Source organism: Salinicoccus albus DSM 19776, assembly GCF_000385175.1.
In the GTDB taxonomy this organism is placed as follows: domain Bacteria; phylum Bacillota; class Bacilli; order Staphylococcales; family Salinicoccaceae; genus Salinicoccus; species Salinicoccus albus.
Genome location: NZ_ARQJ01000030.1, coordinates 125,193 through 148,789, shown reverse-complemented (window position 1 = coordinate 148,789; position 23,597 = coordinate 125,193). Strand labels below are relative to the sequence as shown.

General features: G+C 46.7%; 21 protein-coding genes. 3 read left to right on the top strand and 18 right to left on the bottom strand.

Features of this window, described 5'->3' with window-relative positions; genetic code table 11:
- Positions 1-34: 34 nt before the first annotated feature.
- The gene (gene cysK, locus G343_RS0110210; protein ID WP_020008049.1) at positions 35-955 is read right to left on the bottom strand and encodes a cysteine synthase A; all 921 of its coding nucleotides are present in this window, start codon (positions 953-955) and stop codon (positions 35-37) included.
- Positions 956-1,147: 192 nt separating this feature from the next.
- On the opposite strand from cysK, the gene G343_RS0110205 reads away from it, so the two are divergent.
- The gene (locus G343_RS0110205) at positions 1,148-1,684 is read left to right on the top strand and encodes a dihydrofolate reductase family protein (protein WP_026366364.1); all 537 of its coding nucleotides are present in this window, start codon (positions 1,148-1,150) and stop codon (positions 1,682-1,684) included.
- On the opposite strand, the gene G343_RS0110200 is transcribed toward G343_RS0110205, so the two are convergent.
- The 4 genes from G343_RS0110200 to G343_RS0110175 all read right to left on the bottom strand — a co-directional run bounded on the left by G343_RS0110200 (position 1,685) and on the right by G343_RS0110175 (position 6,014).
- Positions 1,685-2,671, bottom strand: a complete 987-nt coding sequence (locus G343_RS0110200; RefSeq protein ID WP_020008047.1) for a tRNA dihydrouridine synthase — start codon at positions 2,669-2,671, stop codon at positions 1,685-1,687.
- 300 nt (positions 2,672-2,971) lie between these two features.
- Positions 2,972-4,333 (bottom strand): 23S rRNA (uracil(1939)-C(5))-methyltransferase RlmD, encoded by a 1,362-nt coding sequence (gene rlmD, locus G343_RS0110190; protein ID WP_020008045.1) that lies wholly within the window; start codon positions 4,331-4,333, stop codon positions 2,972-2,974.
- Positions 4,334-4,403: 70 nt separating this feature from the next.
- Positions 4,404-5,351, bottom strand: a complete 948-nt coding sequence (locus tag G343_RS0110185; RefSeq protein ID WP_020008044.1) for a diacylglycerol kinase — start codon at positions 5,349-5,351, stop codon at positions 4,404-4,406.
- 156 nt (positions 5,352-5,507) lie between these two features.
- Complete coding sequence (locus tag G343_RS0110175) at positions 5,508-6,014, bottom strand: GrpB family protein (RefSeq protein ID WP_020008042.1); 507 nt, start codon at positions 6,012-6,014, stop codon at positions 5,508-5,510.
- Positions 6,015-6,137: 123 nt separating this feature from the next.
- Between G343_RS0110175 and G343_RS0110170 the strand changes: the two genes are divergently transcribed.
- Entirely contained in the window at positions 6,138-6,881 is a 744-nt protein-coding gene (locus G343_RS0110170) for a hypothetical protein (protein WP_020008041.1), read from the top strand.
- Positions 6,882-7,069: 188 nt separating this feature from the next.
- Here the strand turns inward: G343_RS0110170 and gatB are convergent, their stop codons facing one another.
- Genes gatB through gatC form a run of 3 tightly spaced genes read right to left on the bottom strand, consistent with a single transcriptional unit; the run spans position 7,070 to position 10,277 of the window.
- Positions 7,070-8,500 (bottom strand): Asp-tRNA(Asn)/Glu-tRNA(Gln) amidotransferase subunit GatB, encoded by a 1,431-nt coding sequence (gene gatB / locus G343_RS0110165; RefSeq protein WP_020008040.1) that lies wholly within the window; start codon positions 8,498-8,500, stop codon positions 7,070-7,072.
- The gene (gene gatA, locus G343_RS0110160) at positions 8,500-9,975 is read right to left on the bottom strand and encodes an Asp-tRNA(Asn)/Glu-tRNA(Gln) amidotransferase subunit GatA (RefSeq protein ID WP_020008039.1); all 1,476 of its coding nucleotides are present in this window, start codon (positions 9,973-9,975) and stop codon (positions 8,500-8,502) included. The genes gatB and gatA overlap by 1 nt, the downstream gene beginning before the upstream one ends.
- An 11-nt stretch (positions 9,976-9,986) precedes the next feature.
- The gene (gene gatC / locus G343_RS0110155) at positions 9,987-10,277 is read right to left on the bottom strand and encodes an Asp-tRNA(Asn)/Glu-tRNA(Gln) amidotransferase subunit GatC (protein ID WP_020008038.1); all 291 of its coding nucleotides are present in this window, start codon (positions 10,275-10,277) and stop codon (positions 9,987-9,989) included.
- Positions 10,278-10,574: 297 nt separating this feature from the next.
- On the opposite strand from gatC, the gene putP reads away from it, so the two are divergent.
- Positions 10,575-12,140 (top strand): sodium/proline symporter PutP, encoded by a 1,566-nt coding sequence (gene putP, locus G343_RS0110150; protein WP_020008037.1) that lies wholly within the window; start codon positions 10,575-10,577, stop codon positions 12,138-12,140.
- Positions 12,141-12,187: 47 nt separating this feature from the next.
- Here putP and G343_RS0110145 read toward each other — a convergent pair whose 3' ends face one another.
- The 10 genes from G343_RS0110145 to G343_RS0110100 all read right to left on the bottom strand — a co-directional run bounded on the left by G343_RS0110145 (position 12,188) and on the right by G343_RS0110100 (position 23,595).
- The gene (locus G343_RS0110145) at positions 12,188-13,402 is read right to left on the bottom strand and encodes a CamS family sex pheromone protein (protein WP_020008036.1); all 1,215 of its coding nucleotides are present in this window, start codon (positions 13,400-13,402) and stop codon (positions 12,188-12,190) included.
- Between the two features lie 2 nt (positions 13,403-13,404).
- Positions 13,405-15,375 carry an NAD-dependent DNA ligase LigA gene (gene ligA / locus G343_RS0110140; RefSeq protein ID WP_020008035.1) on the bottom strand — a complete coding sequence of 657 codons (1,971 nt, stop codon included), beginning with the start codon at positions 15,373-15,375 and terminating at the stop codon, positions 13,405-13,407.
- A gap of 6 nt (positions 15,376-15,381) precedes the next feature.
- Positions 15,382-17,553, bottom strand: coding sequence for a DNA helicase PcrA (gene pcrA / locus G343_RS0110135; RefSeq protein ID WP_020008034.1), 2,172 nt, complete (start codon positions 17,551-17,553; stop codon positions 15,382-15,384).
- 15 nt (positions 17,554-17,568) lie between these two features.
- Positions 17,569-18,237 carry a heptaprenylglyceryl phosphate synthase gene (gene pcrB / locus G343_RS0110130; RefSeq protein WP_020008033.1) on the bottom strand — a complete coding sequence of 223 codons (669 nt, stop codon included), beginning with the start codon at positions 18,235-18,237 and terminating at the stop codon, positions 17,569-17,571.
- 128 nt (positions 18,238-18,365) lie between these two features.
- A complete protein-coding gene (locus G343_RS0110125; protein WP_020008032.1) occupies positions 18,366-19,052 on the bottom strand; it encodes a M15 family metallopeptidase in 687 nt (228 codons plus the stop codon).
- Between the two features lie 27 nt (positions 19,053-19,079).
- Positions 19,080-20,375 (bottom strand): adenylosuccinate lyase, encoded by a 1,296-nt coding sequence (gene purB / locus G343_RS0110120; RefSeq protein ID WP_020008031.1) that lies wholly within the window; start codon positions 20,373-20,375, stop codon positions 19,080-19,082.
- A gap of 108 nt (positions 20,376-20,483) precedes the next feature.
- Entirely contained in the window at positions 20,484-20,672 is a 189-nt protein-coding gene (locus G343_RS0110115) for an NETI motif-containing protein (RefSeq protein ID WP_020008030.1), read from the bottom strand.
- On the bottom strand, positions 20,659-21,285 hold the full coding sequence (locus G343_RS0110110; RefSeq protein WP_020008029.1) for a DUF2179 domain-containing protein: 627 nt from the start codon (positions 21,283-21,285) through the stop codon (positions 20,659-20,661). The genes G343_RS0110115 and G343_RS0110110 overlap by 14 nt, the downstream gene beginning before the upstream one ends.
- Positions 21,286-21,310: 25 nt before the next feature.
- Positions 21,311-22,144, bottom strand: a complete 834-nt coding sequence (gene nadE, locus G343_RS0110105; RefSeq protein ID WP_020008028.1) for an ammonia-dependent NAD(+) synthetase — start codon at positions 22,142-22,144, stop codon at positions 21,311-21,313.
- Positions 22,144-23,595, bottom strand: a complete 1,452-nt coding sequence (locus tag G343_RS0110100) for a nicotinate phosphoribosyltransferase (RefSeq protein WP_020008027.1) — start codon at positions 23,593-23,595, stop codon at positions 22,144-22,146. Before G343_RS0110100 ends, nadE begins: the two co-directional genes overlap by 1 nt.
- Positions 23,596-23,597 lie beyond the last annotated feature (2 nt).

Genomic DNA, 23,597 nt, shown 5'->3' with positions numbered 1-23,597 from the left:
AAAAACGGCAGATCATATTCTGCCGTCCTGTTAACTATTCATCCATAAGATCCATACTCAAATAGCGTTCTCCGCTGTCTGGGGCGATACAGATCACGCGTTTATCCGGACCAAGCTTTTTCGCCACCTCAATAGCAGCATACACAGAAGCGCCTGCGGACGGACCGACGAAGACACCTTCTTCCCGCGCCATCCGTTTAAACATATCCACTGCATTTTCATCTTTAATTTGAATGATTTCATCATACACATCAGTATTTAAAATACTCGGGATGAACCCGGGACTTGTACCTACAAGCTTGTGCTTGCCCGGTTCACCGCCGGAAAGTACTGGAGAACCCTCAGGTTCAACCACAGCAATGTGAAGCTCAGGCAGATGCTCCTTTAAAACTTCTCCAGTGCCGGTAATCGTACCGCCGGTACCTGCAGTTGCCACAAATGCATCCAGATCCCTATCCATCTGGTCCAGTATTTCAATCGCAGTTGTCGTGCGGTGAATATCAGGATTCGCAGCATTTTCAAACTGCTGCGGGATGAAGCTGTTCGGTATCTCAGCATTCAATTCCTTCGCTTTTCTGATACAACCCGGCATTTTCTCTTCCGCAGGTGTCATCACCACTTCTGCACCATAAGCTTTCAAAATATTGACGCGTTCCGCCGTAGAATTGTCCGGAAGCACAAAGATGGCTTTATATCCTTTGGCTGCAGCATTCATTGCCAGACCGATACCGGTGTTACCGCTGGTGGGTTCAATAATCGTACCGCCGGGGGCGACCACTCCTTCTGCTTCAGCTTTTTTAAGCATACTGTAAGCCGCACGGTCCTTGACACTTTTACTCGGATTTGACATTTCGAGCTTTACATATACTTCCGCCGCACCATCAGGCACTATCCTGTTAAGTTTTACAGCGGGAGTATCTCCGATGAGATCTACAATACTGTCGACCCTTTTCATATCATTTACCTCTTTTCAAATTAAATCATATTATATTAGTATAGTATATTTCCCGCAAAGATAAAAGCATATGCTGGTCTCTTGAAAGAAATTATATACCGCCCGCCGGCCCGTTTCTTGATTTTTCATTTGTTGTCAGTCCTTGAAATTGTTAGATTATAGATGAGGAAGACTTGTAAAGGGATGATCATTATGAAGAATAATCGTAAAGTAGTCTTATTCATCGCAGCCTCACTTGATGGATACATCGCCACAAAAGAAGATTCTCTGGAATGGCTGTATAATATTGAAGGTGAGGGCGATAACGGCCTCTCCAAATTCTACGGCACGGCAGACACGATCATCATGGGAAAAAGGACTTACGACTGGCTCCTGGACCAGGAACTGGAATCTTTTCCTTACAAAGGGAAAGAATGCTATGTATATACGAGATCTGACATCCCGGATAACGAAGACGTGAGATTTGCCAGGGACAATGTCGCCGAACTGATTGCGGAATTGCAGGAAAAGCCGGGGGATAAAATCTGGGTGATGGGCGGCAGTGAACTGATACAGCAATACCTGGAGGAAGATCTGATCGACGAGATCACAGTCACTGTAGCACCCGTGATCATCGGCGAGGGCATCCCGCTGTTCAGGGAAGGGAAATACCACCTGGATCTGGAACTGACCGGAACAGAAACCTATAATCAATTCGTGGAACTGAATTATAAAGTAAAAAGAAGCTGATTATACTTCAGCTTCTTTTTTTATCGAGTCCTTTTTTTCAAAGCTGTCCAGCAGCTCACGCACCTCATCTGTCGTTTCTGTCTCCATCAATGCATTTCTAAGGGCACCCGCGCCCCGGAATTCCCGGACATAAATTTTGAAGAAACGGCGAAGGGGCTTGAACGCACGCGGTTCCAATTTCGAATATTCATCAAAGAGATCCAGGTGCAGCCTTAAGAGATCAAGCAATCCTTGGCTGCTGTGTGCCTGCGCCTCTTTCTCAAATGCGAATGGGTTATCGAATATGCCCCGTCCGATCATCACACCGTCAACACCATATTCTTCCACAAGCTTCAGGCCGGTCTGCCGGTCAGGAATGTCGCCATTGATAGTGAGCAGTGTGTCCGGCGCAACCGCATCACGCAGTTTTTTGATCTCTGGAATCAATTCCCAATGCGCATCCACTTTACTCATTTCCTTTTTAGTACGCAGGTGGATAGAAAGGTTAACAATGTCCTGTTTCAATAAGTGTGTCAGCCACTCTGCCCACTCGTCTGGCTCCGTATATCCAAGCCTGGTTTTTACGCTCACTGGCAGGCCGCCGGCTTTTGCTGCCTGTATCAGTTCAGCCGCAACATCCGGGCGGCGGATCAGACCGCATCCCTTGCCGTTAGCTGCCACATTGTGCACCGGACAGCCCATATTGATATCAATGCCGCTGAATCCTTCATTTGCCATGCCGATACTCATCTGCCGGAAATTTTCTGGTTTATCTCCCCATATATGCGCAACCATCGGCTGTTCATCTTCAGTAAAGGTCAATCGTCCCCGCACACTTTGGTATCCATCCGGGTGACAATAGCTCTCAGAATTTGTAAACTCTGTAAAGAACACATCCGGCCGGCCCGCATCACTGACCACATGGCGGAAGACGACATCCGTCACATCTTCCATCGGTGCCAGAACAAAAAAGGGCCGTGGCAGCTCATGCCAAAAATTATTTTCCATATCAAACTTCAAACCCTCTCATTACAGCTTAACCGTCAGACATTTTATACAGGAAACAGGGATAAAGATCACCGTTTCCGCCGCACATTGTCCACGGGCATTTGGACTGTACTTTTTCTCAATCATTATATTTTAAACGATACACGGATAAAAATCCAGAGAAAAAGAACACTGAGACAGCGGCCAGTTATAAAAACGCCTGTCATCCTGGGAAGCTGGACAAGTATTCATTTCACTTTTTCACCATTTAATTCAATGGATGCATGCGTTGTACATAAAACAGGTAAAAATGCTTCATTTCTACCTGCGCTTCCGCTGTAACAGCACACAGGCCTCCACATGCTTCGTCTGCGGGAACATATCTACAGGCGTGACCGGGCTGACCTCATATCCATGCTGATTCAAATATTTCAAATCTCTCTGCAGTGTGCTGGGATTGCAGGAGATATACACGATTTTCTCAGGCTGCACTTCAGCGAGCGCCTCCAGGAATTCTGGATGGCAACCTTTTCTGGGCGGATCGACGAAGACGACGTCAGGTTCTACGCCTTCTGCTGTAAGACGTGTCATGACATCTTCTGATTTTCCGAGATGATATTCGGCATTATGCACCCCGTTTAACTGCGCATTTTCTTTCGCATCTTCTACAGCGGATTCTATACTTTCGATACCGATGATTTTCCCTGCTTTATCAGCAGCTCCCAGGCCGATTGTGCCGATGCCGCAATACGTGTCGATGATTGTCTCGTCACCTTTTAACTCTGCGGTTTCAATAGCCTTTTTATACAGCTTTTCAGTCTGTTCATGATTGACCTGATAGAAGGATCTGACCCTGACTTTAAACGTTTTGCCAAGTATTGTGTCTGTAATATATTCTTTCCCTTTGAGGATATTTGTCTTATCCCCGAAGATGACATTGGTCTGCTCTGTGTTGATATTTTGCACAATGCTTGTCACTGACGGGAAGTTTTCTATGATTCTGTCGTTGATATTCTGAAAAATGTTCTTCTTGCCGTTTGTGACAAAAGCAATCTGCACTTCTGAATCATCGCTGTTGGAACGGATGATCACGTGTCTTAACAACCCCTGGTGTACCGCTTCATCATATACAGAAACTTTCTCCCTGTTCAATTCTTCCTTGATGAATACCATGAGCTGATTATGAATGCCTTTTTGGATGAGGCAGTGATCAATATCAACAATATCATGGCTTCTCGGCCTGTAAAAACCCATCTCAATTTTACCGTCTTTTAATTTTACAGGAATTTGGGATTTGTTACGGTAGTACATTGGAACGTCCATGGATACCGTATCATTGATCTCTTTGTCGAGCTTTGCCATATGATTGATGCTTTTATCTGCAACCGTTTTCTTGAACTGTTTCTGCTCTTCGTAATTCATCGTCTGGATCTGGCAGCCGCCGCACTGGTAATAATATTCACATGGCGGGGTGACCCTGTTTTTTGATGCAGTATTCACATTGATCAGTCTGCCGAAACCGAACTTCTTATTCGCCTTTACGACTTTCAGTTCGATTTCCTCCCCCTTCAGTACATCCGGGATGAAGACCGGGTAGTTGTCCACTTTGACGACGCCCATGCCTTCGTGCGTATAATCAGACACGACTGCTGTGTAATACTCATTCTTGGATACTGTAGTCATTTTATCCCTCTCATCCAGCTTGGTTTCATATCATCTAATCCATTGTCCGAGTCTGCCCAATCGCAATATATTACTCCTGACCCTCTTCATCATCACTATCCGGTTCGTGATTGACGATATTGGATTCATAAAAAGATGCCGGCACTCTGATCTCCAGATGTTCTTTCAGGTTTATGAAGTGTGCCGGCAGGACGCCCCCAAATTCACCATCGAGATTCAGCTGTACTTCTTCATAGGAGGAAACCTTCACTTCACTTGCTTTAAATGCATGGACTTTCGGATGCTTCAGATGTTCTCCTCTCGTAGCCAGCGTCATGATATGACCGAGTTCGGCCAGACTGGCCTCCTCGACGATGATGATGGAAAACATGCCGTCATTAAGCTTTGCCTCCGGAACCAGTTTTTCAAACCCGGCGATCGAATTCGTCAAGCCCAGCAGGAAGAGCATCACCTTCCCTTCAAAAACACTGCCGTCATATTCGATCCTGACATTGGAGCCCGTTATCTTGGGCAGCATCTCTATTCCTTTAACGTAATAGGCGAGCGGCCCTATAATCGCTTTCAGCCTGCTCGGCGCTCCATAGGAGACTTCTGTAATTTTACCGCCGCCCGCAATATTCATAAAATATTTACTGTTCATCAGCCCAAGGTCAATCCTTGCAGTTCTGCCTTCTATGACAAAATCCACCGCTTCCAAAACATCAGTCGGCAGATGAAGTGCACTCGCAAAATCATTGACCGTCCCCATCGGCACGATACCGAGCGCCGGCCTGTCGTCAAAATCTGCCATGCCGTTGATCACTTCGCTGACAGTACCGTCACCGCCAGCTGCAATAATCAGGTCAAAGCCCATCTCACAGGCTTTGATTGCCGCCGTCGTTGCGTCCCCTTCTGCAACCGTCGCATGGGTGCTTGTTATGTAATCGTTCGTTTCAAGACGCTCCAGAGCATCTGCAAGATTTTCTCTAAACACTCCTTTGCCGGAAGTCGGATTATAAATAATTCTCGCAGTTTTCATTTCTTTCTCCTATTATCATGTTTTGTGTAGGCAAAAACTAAATATACAGTCAGCAGAAAGACCGCGATCTGTACCACTCTTGTCAGCCATGGAATGCCAAAAGTTGAAACCAGGATCATAAACCCTATCAAAACAAAATTGAGAATGAAAAGAAATTTATACAACTTCCACACCCTCACTGCCCTCTGTGATTGACAGGAAAAACTCAGCTTTTTTATCCTGATATTCTGCATGACTCAGGTTTGCATCCAGGAATTCTTTTTTCAATTTCTGAAGCTGCAAAGTATATTTCTCATTTTCATTAATACAGTCTCTGCAATACAGAATATCCGCTTTTCGAGCGGAATCGTATTTCATCAATATGAAGTTCACTGTATACCCTTCAAATGAGCAGCGTAAAACTGTCTCACTATCATAGTAGGGAATGGTATCCTCCACCAGCTCATATCCCTGTTCCGCCATCTCTTCCGGGAGTTCAGTCTGGGAGCGCTCGTATTTAACCAGGACAAGCACATCAATATCTCCCGGCATATCCATCATCTCAAGACTTGTTGAGCCGATATGATGAACTTCCATCACATCTGTCTTAAAGTAATTAAGCACCTCCAAAGTTGCTCTTACATAACTTTGGGAAGCCTTTTTGTAAAGCGTCGTTCCATTCATTGTAATCATTCCCATATATCATTAAGAATCAGTTTTGTGTATAATAAATTATGACAAAGTTTTATTTCCAGCATTATACCATATCCTATTAAAAGTATGCACAACTTGTGTAAGGAGGTCACCATGAAGAATATATCAATTGTGATCCTGCTGCTCCTCTTTGGCGCAGGGCTGTATGCAAATTTCGGCATGGAGCGGGACGTCGAACAGTCAGACATCATTTCTCAGACATCAACGGAAGAAACCGAAGAAGGATCTTCAGACACAGATGAAAACACTGCCGAGGATGAAACCCGGGAAACACCCGCTGATGACACTTTGATATTCAGCCAGCAGCCGCTTCAGGAAGCGTATGACCGAACCTCAGAAAGCAATGAACCATTGATCATCGATGTTCTCTTACCATCTTACTATACCGATGGTTTCATGGATACACTCTCCGGACAATTTGACAGTGAGACAGTTGAATTCAACCGTATAGACGTCGACACGAACACCATAAACCTGAGCGAGCTGACAGTCAGTCAGAACAGCGATGCTGTGATTATGGACGCGCTGCAGATCAGAGACTACAATGACGAAATATTGCCTCAGCGTTCCGTCGATAATCTGACAAATGCCTATATGAATATTTATAACAATGGCAAGACCGTCTATATTCTCGGCAACCCGAATGCCCACCAGCACGAAAATCTGAGCAGCGTTCTGGCAGAAGAACAGGAAACATTGACTGATAATGACTACTACTACATCGATAATCAGGATGTTGACATTGATGGAGAATACTATGATTATGACACTGGGGAACTGACACCTGAAGTCGAGACCCAGATCGCTCAGAATATTCATGGTTACATGGCTGAATAAGAATAATTGCTTTTCTAATAGTTTTGGAGACTGGAGACAACGCCTTAAGGTTTTGTCTCTTTTTGTGTGCTGATTATTGAATGTTTGAAGATATTGGGTTTGCTGGATGGTCTTTTTAGTTCCACGATGGGCGGCAGCATAAAAGGGAGAGCATATCCATAGATATGCTCTCCCTTTTATGTCTAATATTATCTTTTACTGATTTCTTCATTCAAAATTTGGTTGACCATTTGAGGGTTGGCCTGCCCTTTTGACTGCTTCATGATCTGTCCGACCAAAAAGCCGATCGCACGGTCTTTACCGTTCTTATAGTCCTCGACGGATTGAGGATTGTTATCCAGCGCTTCGGTCACCATTTCTCCGAGTATTTGTGGATCAGATATTTGTTCCATCCCCAGATCCTTGACGACTGTTTTCGCTGCTCCGCCTTTTTCCACCAGCTCAGCGAAAACTTTCTTCGCCTGTTTGCTTGAAATCGTACCGTCTTCGATGAGACTGATCATTTCGGACAGATTGGCTGGGGTCAGTGCTGTTTCGCTGAGTTCCACCTGGTTTTTATTGAGATATTCACTCACCCCGCCCATCAGCCAGTTGGAAGCGAGTTTTACGTCCGCACTGTGATCTTCCACCATGGCTGCGAAGAAGTCAGATGTTTCTTTTCTTATCGTGAGTACATGGGCATCATACGGAGGCAGTTCATACTCATTGACGTATTTATCTTTCAGTTCATCCGGCAGCAGCGGAATGCTTGCGCGGATTCTGTCTTTCCATTCCTGGTCGATATGAATTTGCACGAGATCCGGTTCCGGGAAGTATCTGTAGTCATCGGACCCTTCTTTCACCCGCATGAGAAGGGTTTCCCCGGTTTTCTCATCAAAACGGCGTGTTTCCTGTTCGATGGGTCCGCCTTTCATCAATTCTTTTTCCTGGCGTTTCTCTTCATGTTCAAGCCCTTTTTTGACAAAGTTGAATGAGTTCAGGTTTTTGAGTTCTGTTTTGGTGCCGAACGCTTCCTGGCCATACGGACGCAGGGAGATATTTGCATCACACCTGAGTGACCCCTCTTCCATCTTCACGTCGGAAACACCTGTGTACTGGATGATTGATCTCAGTTTTTCAAGATAGGCATACGCTTCTTCAGGTGTACGAATATCGGGCTCTGAGACAATCTCGACAAGCGGCGTGCCCTGACGGTTCAGATCGACGAGTGAATGATCTTCCTTGTGGGTGGATTTCCCCGCATCTTCCTCAAGGTGGAGGCGGGTAATGCCAATGCGTCTTGTTTCACCGTTGACCTCGATATCGATCCAGCCGTTTTCACCAATCGGCTGATCCAGCTGGGAAATCTGATACGCTTTCGGATTATCCGGATAGAAATAGTTTTTACGATCAAATTTGGTCACATCAGCAATATCCATATTCAGTGCCAGTGCGGCTTTCATGCCGTAGTTGATCGCTTCCTTATTCGGGACGGGCAGCGTGCCGGGATATGCAAGGTCTACGACACTCAGGTTCGTATTCGGACCCGCTCCGAAATGCGCAGGGGCGTCGGAGAACATCTTTGTGTCGGTCTTTAGTTCCACGTGGACTTCCAGTCCAATTACTGATTCGAAATGCATTATTGCACCTCCAGCTGCAGCTGTTTCAGTTCTTCGTGTATATTGAACTGTTCTTCGAATTTGAATGCTGCATTATAAATTTTCTTTTCATCAAAATGATCGCCGATAATCTGAAGCCCGATCGGGCGTCCTTTGCCGCTGAGTCCGCTCGGGATTGACAGCGCCGGCATACCTGTAAGGTTTGCCGGGGCTGTCAGGATATCGTCCTTATACATCTTGAGACTGTCATCGGTTTTCTCACCGATATCATATGCCGGAGATGGCGCCGTCGGGCCAATGACCAGGTCGTAGTCCTTAAATACACTTTCCATCTCTTTTTCAATGATTCCGCGAAGTTTCTGCGCTCTGATGTAATGCTGATCATAGTGGCCGGCACTCAACACGAATGTGCCCAGCAGAATTCTGCGTTTCACTTCTTCACCGAACCCCTCAGCACGCGTTTTCTTATAGTGTTCTTCAAGTGTCTCTGTACCCTCTGCCCTGTAGCCGTAACGGATACCGTCAAAGCGTGCGAGGTTGGCACTTGCCTCACTGGAGGCAATGAGATAATAAGCACTGACGACATATTTCGTATGCGGCAGTGATACTTCTTCCACTGTCGCTCCAAGGGATTCGAACGTTTTCGCTGCATTCCTGATGGATTCACTCACGTCCTCGCCAATGCCTTCCCCGATGAATTCCTTGGGCAGTGCAATCTTCATGCCTGTCAGATCCTTATCTATGCCTTCAAGAAACTTATTCTCCAGACCGGGCATGCTTGTAGCATCCTTATTATGACTGCCTGAGATCACTTCGAGCACTTTGGCATTGTCCCTTACATTCCTGGTGATTGGACCGATCTGATCCAGCGAAGATGCGAAAGCGACAAGCCCGTATCTGGAGACGCGCCCATATGTCGGTTTCATCCCGACAACACCGCAGAACGCGGCGGGCTGACGTACCGAACCGCCGGTGTCGGAACCCAGGGAGAATGGTACAAAGCCGGCTGCCACTGCAGCAGCAGAACCGCCTGATGAACCACCGGGCACAGCATTTATATCCCATGGGTTTCTGGCCAATTTATAGTAGGAGTTTTCTGTTGAACCGCCCATGGCGAATTCATCCATGTTTTGCTTACCCATAAGGACCGGGTTTTCATCATTCAGCTTATCCACAACTGTCGCATCATATACAGGTTTAAAATCTTCCAGCATGCGGCTTGCACACGTCGTTAAAATATCCCTTGTACAGATATTGTCCTTGATGCCCGCCGGGATACCGAACAATTCACCGTCCATCCGGTCCGCCGCCTGAAGACGGTCGAGCGCTTCAGCACGTTTTAAGCCCTCTTCCTTATTGACGTATAAAAAGGATCCGATTGTTTCATCAGATGCCTCGATTCGATCGAAAAGCGCCTCCGCTATTTCAGTCGGTTTGATTTCTTTTGTCTGTATCTTTTCATACAGTTCCTCAACTGTCAGTTCATGTATTTTCACAGTAGACCTCCCTACAGCATTTTCGGCACTTTAAACTGGCCGTCCTGTGTTGATTTGGCATTGCTCAATGCTTCTTCCTGACTCAAAGGCTCGACAACTTCATCCTCACGCAATACGTTGGTCAGATCCAAAGCATGGAACATCGGTTCTGTCGAGCTCAGATCTACTTCATCAAGAAGGTGGGCATAGTCCACAACCTTGTCCAGCTCTTTAGTAAAAGCTTCTGCGGCCTGCTCGTCCTGTAATTCGATACGGGCAAGGTCTGCAATATGTTTTACTGTGTCTAAATTTATCTCAGACATACTACTCCCTCCATTTCTAATGCGAACATATAAATTTTATCAAATATCCATTTAAAAATCTATTCAATGACCGGTTCTGATATAGAATTACAAAAAGTGTAAAACTGCTTACTTTATTTTCGAAATATTCTTTGGTTTCAGAATTCCATGTAGTATAATTAAGACGTATAATTTTACACCTGATTAAACCCAGTCATATCAGCAGGTCCCAAAATATACAGGTGGAAATTTAACAAAATCCGTTTGCAAACAGACTTTCAGTTTTGTATTGTGACTTTTGGGGAGGAGATAGGAAAAATGATTCTTAATTCAGCAATAAACGGAGACTTTACATTCACAGCAGGGTGGGAACAGTACATAACGATGGCTGTTTACTTCGCAATCCTGCTCGGTATCGGTTATTACGCCTACAGGCAATCCACATCAAGCCTGAATGAGTATATGCTCGGCGGAAGGAGCATCGGACCATGGGTCACTGCGCTGTCAGCGGGCGCGTCAGATATGTCAGGCTGGATGCTCATGGGGCTGCCCGGCGATATGTACAGCGTCGGCTTATCGAGTCTGTGGATTGCAATCGGACTGACAGTCGGCGCATATGTCAACTACTGGGTTGTTGCCCCAAGGCTTCGCGTCTACTCTGAAGTATCGGGGGATTCCATTACACTGCCCGACTTCTTTGAGAACAGATTCAAAGATAAAAATCATATACTTAAAATCGTCTCAGGGATTGTTATTGTAGTTTTCTTTGCAGTTTATACCGCGAGCGGAATGGTATCCGGAGGCAAATTGTTTGAAAGTGCATTTGACGGTCAATATCACGTAGGTCTGTTCATTACAGCAGGAATTGTTGTCATTTACACCTTCTTTGGCGGTTACCTGGCTGTGAGTCTGACGGATTTTTTCCAGGGGACAATCATGTTCATCGCCATCGTGATGATTCCAATCGTTACATGGACAAACCTGACCGGGCAGGGTGTAGATCCTCTCGTCAGGATTGAGGAACTCGGTGCATTAGCCGATATTGACTACTTATCGCTGATCAGCGGTGTCAGTATCATCACGATAATAAGCAACTTTGCATGGGCACTTGGTTACTTTGGCCAGCCCCACATCATTATACGTTTCATGTCCATCCGGTCACACAAACTGATTCCCCAGGCACGCCGTATCGGCATTACCTGGATGGCAATCGCTTTGCTCGGTGCCACTATGACCGGTCTGTTGGGTATTGCGTTCACAGATGTCACCCAGCACGAAGTTGCAGACCCTGAAACGATTCTGATACTTATGAGTCAGGTTCTGTTCCACCCGCTTGTCGGCGGATTTTTCCTGGCAGCAATACTTGCAGCAATCATGAGTACCATTTCTTCACAGCTGCTTGTGACATCCAGTTCGCTTGTTCAGGATTTCTATAAAATTATCCGTTCGAAATATAAAAATGAAGAAACGAAATCAGATGAAGCACTGGATAAGCACTTCGTCTTTATGGGGCGCCTGTCAGTTGTCCTCGTTGCGCTCATCGCGATAACAATCGCATGGGATGATGAGTCGGTGATTCTGAGCATCGTGGCTAACGCCTGGGCCGGTTTTGGTGCTGCATTTGGCCCATTGATGATTCTCGCCCTTCACTGGAAAGGACTCACCCGCTCCGGTGCACTCGCGGCGATTGTCGGCGGTGCAGGCACAGTCATCATCTGGATTGCAGCGGGTACTTTCGGAACTGAGCTTTACTCAATTATTCCAGGTTTCATCGTTTCACTGCTTGCAGCATTCATCGTCAGTAAGCTGACTGCCGGTAAAGGGATTTCTCAGGATATAGAAGCAGAATTTGATGAGACGACACGCATAGTGAAAGAAAAATAACGTCGCATGCATAAAGGGAGACCGTTCGGTCTCCCTTTTTATGCTGCCTATTCATATATGTGTACATCTATTTCCTCATCAGCATTTTTAGTAATCAGAGCATAGCTGTTATTTTTATCTTCTATCGATATTTCGACATTGGTGTTTATAAAATGCTCCTCGGCGAGCGTCTGTACATACTGAGTCAGCCCGATAATCTCACCGCGGCTTGAATATTCAACCGGAATCTCAATATTCAACTGTTCAAGTTCACCATCTCTGAATCTGGCTTCCCCGACTGACGTCGTGAAACTTTCGAAATAGGATCCCAGTTTTCTGTTGAATGTCTGATATTCACTGTTCACTTCCTCACTGATTTCTTCAGCTTCCTGGGAAGGGAGCATTACATAATCTTCATCTGTTTCGGTAAATGAACTGATTTCATTCTCACCAGGTTCTGCGACCGCTTTTGACAGGAAATGACCCGGGACGATATCCGTATCACCGGACTGCATGAAAATCCCGAAAACGATAGTCATATCCTGGTACTGTTCATTGGCGCGAATACGCTCGAGGATTTCAGAAGCCATCTGTTCGCCCTGCTCCCTGACCTCCTGCTCATCAAGCTGCACGGTCTCCGTTTGTCCATTTTCATCTGGCTGGTAATTGTATTCGCTGTTCATCGCCAGACCAACAGTCATGCCGGAAAAATTCAGATCTCCATTCTCATCCTGCTGCATATAGTTCTGTTCAAGGATATGCGACAGATAAAGCGGTGATTCCTCGGCGATCACTTCGGGATCTGTTTCACCGTTCACTGAAGGGTTGAGTCCGAGGTTGCTGAAGGCATTGTTTTCCGCCTTTTCCTCTTCACTCATTGCATCAATCTCTTCAGTGGTATAGCTTCTGCCAAGGAAACCGCGAACCATCTCCTCGGTGAATACCTGACCTTCCCTGAAGACAAAATTGTCAGGGCTGAATGTTTCCTTACTGATGTCAAACAGGCCCTTTTCAAACGCCTGCACATTATAACTGGAAACCATGTTGGAACTGGTCAGCCCTCTGGACGGGGAAATTTCATAAGGAATGACGGTCTGATAATAACCGCCCCCGGCTCCGGTGCCATCCGTCACTGTCTCCTCCTGTTCTTCATCAGGTACACTGCTTGCTTCATTTGTTTCATCACTTTGCGGCTGCTGTTCAGCCACGTCACTTTCAGGGTCGCCGCATGCTGCTGCCATAAGTACAATCAGCAAGGGAAACAGACTTACTATCTTTTTCATAATCACTGCCCCAACTTCTCAATGAATTCGTCTTCGCTCCAAACAGAGACGTCTAAAGACTGTGCCTTTTCGAGTTTGCTGCCGGCGGCTTCACCCGCGACCACCACATCAGTATTGCTGGAAACACTGCCGGTCACATTACCACCGGCATTTTCTATCATCTGCTTCGCTTCATCTCTCGTCAAGCGGGCAAGCTTGCCAGTCAGCACGAACGTCATCCCGCCGAAAGTTTTACTGTCCGGCTTTGATGCACCTTCCGTCATGTTGACCCCGAAATCTGACAGCTTTTCGACCAATCTCTTGAAATCAGGGTGACTGGTGTAAGTAACGATGGACCGGGCAATTTTTTCGCCGATTTCTGGTATTTCTATAAAACGCGCTTCCGGCTGTTTCATCACCGCTTCCATAGAGCCGAATTCCTGTGCAATCTGCCCTGAAGCTTTTGACCCAATGAATCTGATACCAAGGCCGACAAGAAGCCTGCTCAGCGGGTTATGTTTTGATGCTTCAATGGCAGCGAGCAGGTTGCGGACTTTCTTTTCGCCCATCCTTTCGAGCGGCAGCAGATCATCACGGGTCAGACCGTAAATATCACTCACATCTTTGATCAGGCCTGCATCGTACAACTGACGGATCACTTTCTCCCCGAGACCGTCGATATTCATCGCTTCTCTGGATACGAAATATATCATCCCTTCAACGAGCTGGGCCGGACAGCTGGGATTAATGCAGCGGATCGCCACCTCATCTTCCAATTTGACCGTTTCATGATTGCATACCGGGCATGTGATCGGCGCTTCATAAACCGCCTGGCCTTTTCTCTCCTCAAGGATCGGATGGAGCACTTCGGGGATGATATCGCCCGCTTTTCGGATGACCACCCTGTCATTGATACGTATATCCTTTTCTTCAATCATTTCATGATTGTGAAGAGAGGCTCTTGATACTGTCGTTCCTGCCACTTTGACCGGCGACAGTATTGCTGTGGGTGTGATCACACCGGTACGTCCGACGGTCAATTCAATATCCAGCAGATCCGTTACCACCTCTTCCGCAGGAAATTTATAAGCGATTGCCCATCTCGGTGACTTTGCAGTAAAACCCATGGTATCCTGTTTACGAATATCATTCACTTTAATGACAATACCGTCGATGTCGTAATCGAGCGCTTTTCTTCTGTCGGCCCAATATTCTATGTACTCAATCACCTCATCGATCGAACCAACAAGACGTCTTTCCTGATTCGTTTTAAAGCCTTCCTGATCCAATTTGTCGAGCGCTTCACTCTGCGCAGATGCATCCAGCTCCCTCAGATCATTGACGCTGTAGAGAAATATTGACAAATATCTCTGGGATGCCAGTTTCGGGTCGAGCTGTCTGAGAGAACCTGCGGCTGCGTTTCTTGGATTCTGAAACAGCCCTTCATCATTCTTTTCCCTTTCAGCATTCAACCGTTCAAACGAGGCTTTCGGCATATATGCTTCTCCTCTGACCTCGAATGACAAGGGGCTGTCTATCGTCAGAGGGATCGCCCTGATCGTTCTGAGATTAACAGTAATGTCCTCACCGACTGTGCCGTCTCCGCGCGTGGTCCCCTGAACGAATCTTCCATTTTCATATTTAAGGGAGACCGCAAGCCCATCAATCTTAAGTTCACACATATAATCGGCTTCCCCCACCATTTCTCTGACTCTCCTGTCAAATGACCTCAGGTCAGCACTGCCAAAAGCATTGGATAAACTCAGCATCGGCGTGTCATGGGCGGTCTTTTCAAATTTGCTCTGTACTTCGCCGCCCACTCTTACAGTCGGTGACGTATTGGATTTGTGCTCCGGGTGCTGCGCTTCGAGTTCGATGAGTTCATGCAGGAGCTTATCGTATTCACTGTCCGGGACGGATGGATTATCGAGCACATGATATTCATGGTTATATCTATTCAGTTTTTCCTGAAGTTCTTTGATCCGCTCTTCCATAAATCTCTACTCCTTTTTCGATATCGGTGCGAAGTTTGCCAGCAGCCGCTTCACACCTTCTTTAGTGAAAATGATATCCAGTTCCTGTCCGTCCCCTTCCCCTTGGACATTGGAAATGATGCCGTCGCCGAATTTCTTATGTTCCACTTTATCTCCAACTGAGAAGGATACATCCCTGTTGTCTGAAACCACTCTGGATTGTTTCTTGGGCCCGCGCTTTTTCATTGTAAAACTTCCGGAAGCAATGGGCACCGGTTCTTCCTGTGCCCCGCCTTCGACCAGTTCTTCAGGGATTTCAGCAAGAAACCGGCTCTTCATATTGGTTTCTGTTTTTCCATAGATCATCCGGCTGTCAGCTCTCGACAGGATGAGATGCTCTTCAGCCCGCGTCAGTGCAACATACATCAGGCGCCGCTCTTCCTCCAGCTCTTTGTCATCAAACATCACACGTCTTGACGGGAAAATCCCTTCTTCCAGTCCGACGATGAAGATCACTTTAAATTCAAGGCCTTTTGAAGCGTGCATGGTCATCAGGGTAACGCCTGCGTCATCTTCCACATTGTCCTGGTCGGATACGAGTGCCATATCACTGAGAAACGAGAATAAAAGTTCATCTGAAATGTCGTTTTCTTTGTCAAACTCCCGTGTCACCGTTCTGAACTCTTCCAGGTTTTCAATCCTGCTTCTTGACTCGAGTGAATCTTCTTTCTCAAGCAGGTCCACATAGCCAGTATCCCCCAGTATTTCATCGACCAGTTCTGTCACTGACATATATTTGGATTTTTCCTGCAGATTTTCAACCATGTCATTCAGATTCATCAGCTTTACAACCGCATTTTTGGAAATACCGATAAAATCAGCTTCTTTGATTGCGCCGTAAATACTGGCGCCTGTACGCTGGCCATGTTCTTTCAACTTATCGACAGTCTTGGGGCCGATGCCGCGTTTCGGCACATTTATGATCCGTTCGAATGCAATGTCATCGTTTGGGTTTTGGATCACCTTAAGATAGCTCATCAAATCTTTGATTTCCATGCGATCATAAAATTTCATGCCGCCGACCATTCTGTACGGTACATTGGATTTGACCAGCGCATCTTCAATTGCACGGGATTGTGCGTTGGTCCGATATAAAATAGCCATATCATTATATGACTGCCCGTCAGACAAATCGAGAATGTTTCTGATGACTGCCTGGGCTTCATCACGTTCCGAATCGGAGACGATGCTTTGTATCTTCGGTCCGCCATCACGCCCGGTTCTGAGATTTTTCGGTTTCCGTTCCGTATTGTTATCAATCACAGCATTGGCTGCATCCAGGATGTTTCTGCTGGAACGGTAGTTCTGCTCCAGCTTTATCACAGCTGCATCCGGGTAGTCATCTTCAAAATTAAGTATGTTGGTGATGTCCGCTCCGCGGAATTTATAAATGGACTGGTCAGAATCGCCGACGACACATATATTTTTATATTTGCCCGCCAGCTTCGCTATCAGCTGGTACTGTGCGTGGTTCGTATCCTGATATTCATCCACGTGGATGTACTGGAATCGGTTCTGATAATACTCAAGTACTTTTGGTTCTTTATCGAACAGTTCGATGGTCAGCATGATCAGATCATCAAAATCGAGCGCACTGTTACGGTAAAGGATCTGCTGGTAATCATGATACATTTCACTGTACAGCGTATCCGGGTAGCCTGCCGCCGCCTCCATGCTCTCCTTTGGCCCGATGAGCTGGTTCTTCTTGTCTGAGATAAAACCGATGATGTTCCTCGGGTTGTGCTGTTTAACATCCAGGTTACGGCGTTTCAAAATGTCTTTGACAACGGATTTCTGATCTGTGGGATCGAGAATTGAAAAACTGTTCTCATACCCGAGGTAGTTGATGCTGCTTCTTAAAATACGCACGCACATAGCGTGGAATGTGGACACCCACATATCGCGCGCGCCTTCATTGATGAGTGCGGTCACCCGCTCACGCATTTCACGCGCTGCCTTATTCGTAAATGTGATCGCCAGGATATTCCCGGCGGGGACATCCTTCTCTTCAAGCAGATAGGCGACCCGGTGGGTGAGCACTCTTGTTTTTCCGCTGCCGGCCCCTGCCATTATGAGCAGCGGGCCTTCGGTGGTTTCGATCGCTCTTTTCTGTTCTTTATTCATCGTGTTCAAATCCATTTTAAAAACTCCATTTTACTTTATAATTGTCCTTATGGCCTGTTTTTTACTCTCATAAATGATATTGCCCGCCACGATTGTGTCGGCATACTGACCCATTTCTTCAGCCTGTGCCCTTGAGGAAATACCGCCGCCGTAAACGATATGTGACGTTTGCGTATTGTCGCGTACAATCTGCATCACCTGCGGATCGCCGTAGGTACCGCTGTACTCAATGTAAATAAACGGGGTCTGATAGAGTTTATCGATCATATTGACGTAATGCGGCAGCATCTCCAGAGTGATTTCTTTTGCTTCGGCTTTTTTGAATGCCTTGCACTCCGGATTCATGATCAGATACGGCAGCAGCGACACTTGACTATAATCGAGCAGATGACCGAATTCTTCCAACGCCCTGAGCAGGATACCATGCTGCCACTTTATATTTTCAGTATTAAACACTGCCGGCACGAAATAATGATCGAAACCGGGCACGACAGCGTCTGTCGCAGTGATTTCAAGTGCAACCGGCACTGAAAATCTGCGCACCCGCGACAAGAGATTCAGCACGTTATCTTCTGTGATATTATCCGTGCCGCCGACGATGATTCCATCCGTCTGTGATTCACAGATTCCGGTCAGGGTCTCTTCACTGATTTCCTTCGCGGGGTCCAGCTTGAATACGTGTTTGCAATTTTTAAGCATTTGGAAAACTCCCATTAAATTTCATAAGAACATTATAGCATTTTTACGCGATTACTGTTTCATAATATATGCAGGGAACCTTATTTTCTGCATACAAAAATCCCGATATACGATTACCGGGAATTTTATCAGTCAATACCTAAATATTCTTCCAGTGACAATCCGCTTTCATAGATGGCCGCGGCTTCCTCTCCAACGTATCTCAGATGCCACGGTTCATACTGATAGCCTGTAATTTCCGCTTTCCCTTCAGGGTACCGGATAATGAACCCATATTCATGGGCAGCCGATTCCATCCATTCAAATTCCGGTGTGTCTCCAAACTCGACACTTAAAGTCGTTGCGCTGTCAGCAGAGCCGACATCTATGGCCAGTCCGGTCTGATGTTCAGAATGTCCGGGACGTGCGCTGTATTCATCAGCCGCTTCACGGCCATCCCGGGCAACATAGCTGTTATACAGCTGCTCCTGATACTGGTAGGTTCTGAAATCACTGACAAGAACGAAATCAAGGCCTTCTTCGGAACCATCCTGAAACATCTGCTGATAAGCTTCAACCACTTCAGGCTGAAGCCCCGGGTTATATGAAGCAGGCAGCGAGAACGCTTCATTGACCACCAGTATATCATCAACATAGGTGACACCATCCACCATTTCTATATCAGGCAGGGCGGCCATGTCATCAATGGCCGCCACCGAATAATCTTTAGGATGCGCCGCATGGTCTTGGGTCTCTTCCCCGCTCAAAGTGACGGTGCCGCAGGCTGTCAAAAAGAAGACGGCCAAGATGAAAAAACCTGTGCCCATTGTCTTCATACCCTATCTACTCCTAACCACAATCGTTTATGCTAATCCGGCTCGCTGGAATATCGTATCCACCCGCTTAAGATGGTGAGTCTCATCGAAACACTCTTCGATTTCTTCCTTGGTCAGCAGCGCCCGAACCCGTCCGTCTTTCTCGACCAGTTCCTTGAACGGTACTTGAGTTTCCCATGATTCCATTGCTTTCGGCTGCACAAGATCATACGCTTCCTCCCGGGCAAGACCTTTATCTATCAACGTCAGCATCACGCGCTGTGAATAGACAAGCCCGTATGTCTTATCGATGTTCGCTTTCATATTCTCTTCAAACACTGTGAGGTTATCGATGATATCAGTAAATCTGCTCAGCATGTAATCCAGAGCGATGGTAACATCCGGCAGCATGATACGTTCTGATGAAGAATGGGAGATATCGCGCTCATGCCAGAGCGGGACATTTTCATAAGCCGTTGTAATGTAGCCTCGGATGACACGGGATAAGCCTGTAACATTCTCACTGCCCACCGGATTCCGCTTGTGAGGCATGGCACTTGAACCTTTCTGCCCTTTGCCAAAAGATTCCTCGACTTCCCTGGTCTCCGTCTTTTGAAGCCCGCGTATTTCAACCGCAAACTTCTCGATGGACGTCGCTATCAGACCAAGTGTCGCTATGTAATAGGCGTGACGGTCCCGCTGCAGTGTCTGGGTGGACACCTCGGCGGCACCAAGGCCCAGGTTTTCACAGACGTAGCTTTCCACTTCGAACGGAATATTCGCAAACGTACCGACAGCCCCGCTCATCTTCCCTGTTTCAATCTCTCTTCTGACATTTCTAAAACGCTCCAGATTACGCTTCATTTCCGTATACCAGAGTGCCATTTTGATACCGAATGTTGTCGGCTCTGCATGCACACCGTGCGTCCGGCCCATCATCAGAGTTGTTTTGTATTTTACCGCCTTGCTGCCTAGCACTTCTATGAATCGTTCTAAGTCACGTTCGATAATTTCATTGGCCTGCCTGATCAGATAACTTTGGGCTGTATCCACAACATCCGTTGAAGTCAGACCGTAATGGACCCATTTCTTTTCTTCGCCGAGTGTTTCAGATACCTGGCGGGTAAACGCGACCACGTCATGCCTTGTTTCAGCTTCAATTGCCTTAATGCGATCCGCATCGACGGATGCCTTCTGACGGATACTCCTGACTGCCTCCATTGGGATATAACCTAATTCCGCCCAGGCTTCAGCGGCCAGAATTTCCACTTCAAGCCATGCGTTATACCTGTTGTCTTCTGTCCAAATCTTTGACATTTCCGCTCTGGAATACCGAGAAATCATGAATGCACGCTCCTTAATAATTTATCCGTCAACAGTATAACAGACTCAGCATAAAAAACGAACATTAAATATATATTGGGTTTTAACGTTCGTTCTTAAATGAGTATTCTATTCTTCAATCAATTTCCCTTCAAAGACTGTTTTCTGATGATCTACGGTTTTTTCCCCATCCTTTTCTGTGAAAACAGGCTGTTCCATACGTCGCACCGGTGTATAGCCTTCCTGTTTCATGCGGGCGAGACAGCCGGCCAGTGTTTCGCTTGCTTCAACTTCAAATTTTTTCTTATTTGGTTTCATCCTGCCTGACCTCTTCTTCATAAATTTCTTCCAGCACTTCTTCTACATTTTCAGGCTGATAATTCTTAAGCCTGCGGCGTCTGACACCTTTCATCCAGAAACCGCCGTTAATATTTTTAGGTTCATGTGTGATGATGAATGCTTTATGATCCAGTTCTTTGATCGTTTCTATCAGTTTGCGTTCATACTTCCTCGGCGTCAGGATCTGAAGGGTGGTCCGCTCGCCGTCACGGCCATATTGATAACCGTGGGTCACACCGTAACCCAGGTCCCTGAGATTCATCGGCAGATCCCTGTCCTTTTCAGCCGTAATTACATTGACCACCAGATAACCGAGTGCGAGTCTCTCTTCAATTCGCATACCGACGAGTATACCTGTGCCAAAACCAAGTGCATAGGCAATAATATTCTGGAACTGATCCAAGTTTTCAAGCACCAGCCCAAGGCCGATGACATATACGAAAGTCTCGAGAATACTGAAAGATGCTGCTATGTAGCGATACCCCTTCAGTGTGGCTATCGTACGCATCGTCAAAAAGCTGACGTAGATGATATTGATGATAAATATGACCAGGACCATCAGCCAGGGGTTTTGTGATATGGCTGTTAACATTTTTTCTACCTCTCTGCTTTATAAATTATTCATAGTCCGGAAGGAAGTTTCTGTGATAAGGATGATCGCGCTTATGCTGGGTTCTGATATACCACTTTATAATCGTTTCATAATCCTCTTCGGAAATTTCCCTGCCCTCTAAAAAATCATCGATGGCGTTATAGGTGACACCAAGCGCTTCCTCGTCGCTAAGGAGCGGTTGATCACTCTCCAGATCTGCTGTCGGTGTTTTTTCATAGAGGCGGGCGGGCGCCCCCAGATACTTCAGCATCTCTTTGCCCTGCCGTTTGTTGAGTCCGTACAACGGTGCAAGATCCGCAGCGCCGTCGCCGAATTTAGTATAAAATCCAGTGATATCCTCTGCAGGATGATCAGTCCCCAGAACGATTCCGCTGCTCGATGCCGCCACAGCATATTGCACCTTCATGCGCTCCCTTGCTTTTTCGTTGCCCTTCACAAATTCGCTGATTGTGTACCCTGCTTCATTTAAAGCGTTGACACTGGCATCCACAGACGGTCTGATATCAATGGTTTCCCTGTGTGTGGGTTTGATGAATGCCACTGCATCATCAGCATCAATGGCATCTTTCTGTTCCCCGTAAGGGAGACGGAGGCCGTGAAATTCATAGCTTGCACTATCTTCCTTGTTCAACTCATCCACTGCCATCTGGACCAATTTGCCGAGCAGAGTGGAATCCTGACCGCCCGAGATACCCAGGACAAAAGATTTGATGAAGGTGTGGTCCCTGGCATACTTTTTCATGAAATCTATAATTTCTCTTGTTTCTGCCGCCGGATCTATCGACGGCTTCACAAACATCTCATCGATGATCTTCTGCTGAAGCCCCTTCACATACATCACTCCAATGTTTTATTACTGACCTCTTCAATCAGGTCCTGCTTGATCTGCCAGAGTTCACTGGACAGGTCTACCGGATATTCTTCAGGGTTTAGGAAACGCTTGTACTCTTCCCATAGTATATCCAGATTATCTTCCACCCGTTTCTGTATATCCGATATTTCCTCCCGCTCATAGACCAGTTCCCCATGTCTGAAAATATCTTCCAGCAATTCCACTTTCCTGAATGAACGAATGAGTTTCCTTTTCATCGTATGGACCGGGTGGAACATGAGCAGCGGTTCATCCTCGTCCAGTGCCTCGTCATGATGGGAGATATACTCGCCTTCGGACATGCCGGTATTCGTATTGATGATTCTGTGGACATTTTTCTTGCCCGGTGTCGTCACTTTTTCAGGATTGCCTGAGATTTTTATACGATTCTCAAGCGTTCCTTCCTCATTTTCAACCGCAGTGAGTTTGTATACTGCCCCCAGTGCCGGCTGGTCATACGCAGTAATCAGCTTTGTCCCGATGCCCCAGTTATCCACCTGTGCCCCCTGGTTGAGCAGAGAGACAATGGTCATTTCATCCAAGTCGTTTGAGACAACGATCCGGGCTTCTGTAAATCCGGCTTCATCCAGCATTCTTCGCGCCGCTTTTGAAAGATACGCGATATCCCCGGAATCCAGACGGATACCGAGGAAATTGATCTGATCCCCATATTCTTTTGCGACTTTGATCGCATTCGGCACCCCTGACCGCAGCGTATCGAAGGTGTCGACTAAAAATACACAGTCCCTGTGTGTATCCGCATACGCTTTAAACGCGTCGTAATCATCACCGTATGCCTGGACCATTGCATGTGCATGCGTCCCGCTGGCCGGCAGGCCGAACAGCTTTGCCGCCCGCATATTGCTTGTACCGTCAAACCCGCCGATCACCGCCGCCCTGGCGCCCCACACTGCCGCATCGAACTCATGCGCCCGCCTTGTGCCGAATTCCATCAGCTGGTCATCCGGGACAATTTGACGTATTCTGCTCGCTTTCGTGGCAATCAGCGTCTGAAAGTTGACGATGTTGAGCAGTGCTGTCTCTATCAGCTGCGCCTGAATGATCGGCGCCTCGATTTCCAACAGGGGCATCTTGGAAAATACGACTTCCCCTTCCTGGACCGAGCGGACATTACCCGTGAATTTCAGTTCTTTCAGATAGGCAAGAAATGACGCGTCGTACCCAAGTGAACGCAGGTACTCTATATCGCTGTCCGTAAACCTTAAATGCTCGAGAAAATCTATGATTCGCTCGAGCCCGGCAAATACCGCATAACCATTGTCGAAGGGCATCTCCCTGAAATAAAGGTCGAACACCGCATTGCGGTCTGCCAGCCCCATCTCCAAATAGGTCTTGCTCATATTGATCTGATATAGATCTGTGTGTAACATGAAACTGTCATCATCAAATTTATACATGC

Excerpts from the sequence above, each read along its gene's own strand:
- G343_RS0110110 (WP_020008029.1), bottom strand. The coding sequence starts at position 21,285 with ATGTTAACAGCCATATCACAAAACCCCTGGCTGATGGTCCTGGTCATA.
- putP (WP_020008037.1), top strand. The coding sequence starts at position 10,575 with ATGATTCTTAATTCAGCAATAAACGGAGACTTTACATTCACAGCAGGG.
- gatC (WP_020008038.1), bottom strand. The coding sequence starts at position 10,277 with ATGTCTGAGATAAATTTAGACACAGTAAAACATATTGCAGACCTTGCC.
- pcrB (WP_020008033.1), bottom strand. The coding sequence starts at position 18,237 with ATGCTTAAAAATTGCAAACACGTATTCAAGCTGGACCCCGCGAAGGAA.
- nadE (WP_020008028.1), bottom strand. The coding sequence starts at position 22,144 with ATGTATGTGAAGGGGCTTCAGCAGAAGATCATCGATGAGATGTTTGTG.
- G343_RS0110185 (WP_020008044.1), bottom strand. The coding sequence starts at position 5,351 with ATGAAAACTGCGAGAATTATTTATAATCCGACTTCCGGCAAAGGAGTG.
- rlmD (WP_020008045.1), bottom strand. The coding sequence starts at position 4,333 with ATGACTACAGTATCCAAGAATGAGTATTACACAGCAGTCGTGTCTGAT.
- ligA (WP_020008035.1), bottom strand. The coding sequence starts at position 15,375 with ATGGAAGAGCGGATCAAAGAACTTCAGGAAAAACTGAATAGATATAAC.
- G343_RS0110115 (WP_020008030.1), bottom strand. The coding sequence starts at position 20,672 with ATGAAACCAAATAAGAAAAAATTTGAAGTTGAAGCAAGCGAAACACTG.
- gatB (WP_020008040.1), bottom strand. The coding sequence starts at position 8,500 with ATGCATTTCGAATCAGTAATTGGACTGGAAGTCCACGTGGAACTAAAG.
- purB (WP_020008031.1), bottom strand. The coding sequence starts at position 20,375 with ATGATTTCTCGGTATTCCAGAGCGGAAATGTCAAAGATTTGGACAGAA.
- G343_RS0110100 (WP_020008027.1), bottom strand. The coding sequence starts at position 23,595 with ATGTATAAATTTGATGATGACAGTTTCATGTTACACACAGATCTATAT.
- pcrA (WP_020008034.1), bottom strand. The coding sequence starts at position 17,553 with ATGGATTTGAACACGATGAATAAAGAACAGAAAAGAGCGATCGAAACC.
- G343_RS0110125 (WP_020008032.1), bottom strand. The coding sequence starts at position 19,052 with ATGAAGACAATGGGCACAGGTTTTTTCATCTTGGCCGTCTTCTTTTTG.
- G343_RS0110145 (WP_020008036.1), bottom strand. The coding sequence starts at position 13,402 with ATGAAAAAGATAGTAAGTCTGTTTCCCTTGCTGATTGTACTTATGGCA.
- G343_RS0110200 (WP_020008047.1), bottom strand. The coding sequence starts at position 2,671 with ATGGAAAATAATTTTTGGCATGAGCTGCCACGGCCCTTTTTTGTTCTG.
- G343_RS0110205 (WP_026366364.1), top strand. The coding sequence starts at position 1,148 with ATGAAGAATAATCGTAAAGTAGTCTTATTCATCGCAGCCTCACTTGAT.
- cysK (WP_020008049.1), bottom strand. The coding sequence starts at position 955 with ATGAAAAGGGTCGACAGTATTGTAGATCTCATCGGAGATACTCCCGCT.
- G343_RS0110175 (WP_020008042.1), bottom strand. The coding sequence starts at position 6,014 with ATGAATGGAACGACGCTTTACAAAAAGGCTTCCCAAAGTTATGTAAGA.
- G343_RS0110170 (WP_020008041.1), top strand. The coding sequence starts at position 6,138 with ATGAAGAATATATCAATTGTGATCCTGCTGCTCCTCTTTGGCGCAGGG.